Raw genomic sequence first — 2420 nt, forward strand, 5'->3', positions numbered from 1 at the left:
CTTTTTGTCGGGCCAGCCTGAAAGCGGGCAGCGTTGCGGCCGATTCGATGCTATGAGGCCTGTCGCAATTGTGGATGGCAGGCAGCGAAGGCGGTGTTGAAACATGGCTAAGACCGATATTGCGCGGCGCGTCTACAACCACACCTGGAAGCTCGACCCGATCGTGCGCAGCCTGCTCGACACGGATTTCTACAAGCTTTTGATGCTGCAGATGATCTGGGGCATGTATCCCAAGGTCGACGCAACCTTCTCGCTGATCAACCGTACGACCTCGGTGCGCCTCGCCGACGAGATCGACGAGGGCGAATTGCGCGAACAACTCGACCATGCCCGCACGCTGCGCTTCTCCAAGAAGGAGATGATCTGGCTCGGCGGTAACAATTTCTACGGCCGCAAGCAGATCTTCGAACCGGAATTCCTCGCCTGGCTGGAAGGCTTCCGGCTGCCCGAATACGAACTGTCAAAGTGCGACGGGCAGTATGAACTGACCTTCAGCGGGCCGTGGATGTACACCACGCTGTGGGAAATCCCGGCGCTCGCCATCATCAATGAACTCCGATCTCGCGCGGCGATGCGGGCGTTCGGGCCTTTCGCGCTCGACGTGCTCTATGCCCGCGCCAAATCCAAGATGTGGGCCAAGACCGAGCGGCTGAAGGCGCTGCCCGGCATCCGCATCTCGGACTTCGGCACGCGCCGGCGCCATTCCTTCCTATGGCAGCGCTGGTGTGTCGAGGCGTTGAAGGAAGGCATCGGCGAGGCGTTCACCGGCACCTCCAACGTGCTTTTGGCCATGGACAACGACCTCGAAGCGCTCGGCACCAACGCACATGAGCTGCCCATGGTGTTTGCCGCGCTTGCCGACTCGGAAAAAGAGCTGAGACAGTCGCCCTACAAGGTGCTGCAGGACTGGCAGCGCTACTATGGCGGCAATCTCTTGATCGTGCTGCCCGACGCCTTCGGCACAGCATCGTTCCTGCGCGATGCGCCGGACTGGGTGGCCGACTGGACGGGCTTTCGCCCCGACAGCGCGCCGCCGATCGAAGGCGGCGAAAAAATCCTGTCCTGGTGGCGCGACAAGGGCAAGGACCCCAAGCAGAAACTGCTGATCTTCTCCGACGGGCTCGAGGTCGAGACCATCGAGGAGACTTATCGCCACTTCAAGGGCAAGGTGCGCATGTCGTTCGGCTGGGGCACCAATCTGACCAATGATTTCGAAGGCTGCGCGCCGACGGAAACCAACAGCCTCGACGCCATATCGCTGGTTTGCAAGGTCACCGAGGCCAATGGCAGGCCAGCGGTCAAGCTGTCGGACAATCCGGCCAAGGCGACCGGCGATGTGAAAGAGATCGAGCGGTATCTCAGGATTTTTGGCGAGAAGGACCGGGTGGAGCAGCTGGTCAAGGTGTGAGGGTGCCGGGGTTCTTGGATAGGCCGAGTTCCTTGGCGCCCCCCTCTGTCCTACCGGACATCTCCCCCTCAAGGGGGGAGATTGGACTTGGTCTCTGCTTTCGCCAATCTCCAACGCTTGAAGAATGGCGCCAACAGGCCGTTCTGCCGATCTCCCCCCTTGAGGGGGAGATGTCCGGCAGGACAGAGGGGGGCCTCGTAGAGCACTGCCATCAGCTGTTGGCGTTATTATCTGCGGCGCTGTTTGCCCTCCTCCCCACCCCAGCCTTCGCCCATGCCTCCGACCGTGGTCATGTCCTGCTGCTGCCGACCGGCTATTATCTCGCCGGCGGCGCTTTCGCAGTGGCCGTCAGCTTCCTCGTGCTGGCCCTGCTGCCGCCCGTGGCTCTCGACAAATTCTGGCGTCGGCGCTTGCAACTCTTCACCATCAGCGACGGCGCCCGCACCGCCGTCAGTCTGATATCCTTTGCCGGCTTTGCAATTCTCATTGCCGCCGGCCTGTTCGGCAGCCGCGACCCACTCTCCAATCCGCTGCCGCTGCTGATCTGGACACTGATGTGGGCCGGCCTCACGCTGCTGCAGGGCGTCTTCGGCGACCTCTGGTCGTGGCTCAATCCCTGGTACGGGCCCTGGCGTCTGATCTCACGTCTCTTGCGCGCGGGCGATGAAGGGATACCGCGGCTTCCCCGATGGCTCGGTTGCTGGCCAGCGTTCATCCTGTTTTTCGCCTTTGCCTGGTTCGAACTCATCGATCCGGCGCCCGACGATCCGGCGCGTCTGGCCGTGGCCGCCGGCCTCTACTGGCTATTCTCTTTCCTCGCCATACTGGCGTTCGGCTATCGCGGCTGGAGCCGCAGCGGCGAATTCCTGACGGTCTTCTTCTCCATGGTGGCGCGTTTCGCAATTGTGGTACGGAACGAACATGGCCGGCTTGCCCTGTGCTGGCCGGGCGCAAAGCTGCTGGCCGGGGAGCCCTTGCCGGCCAGCACAGGGCAAGCCGGCCATGTTCGTTC

Annotated in this window: 1 protein-coding gene and 1 pseudogene; both read left to right on the forward strand. The window is 62.4% G+C overall.

Going from position 1 to position 2420, the window contains the following annotated elements:
- The first annotated feature begins 103 nt into the window (after positions 1–103).
- Positions 104–1408, forward strand: coding sequence for a nicotinate phosphoribosyltransferase (gene pncB / locus EN949_RS34575; RefSeq protein WP_013528440.1), 1305 nt, complete (start codon positions 104–106; stop codon positions 1406–1408).
- A gap of 170 nt (positions 1409–1578) precedes the next feature.
- A pseudogene (locus tag EN949_RS34585) lies at positions 1579–2420 on the forward strand (hypothetical protein); the annotation flags it as partial.

Origin of the sequence: Mesorhizobium sp. M7A.F.Ca.US.007.01.2.1, from assembly GCF_003998165.1 — a bacterium.
Taxonomy (GTDB): domain Bacteria; phylum Pseudomonadota; class Alphaproteobacteria; order Rhizobiales; family Rhizobiaceae; genus Mesorhizobium; species Mesorhizobium ciceri.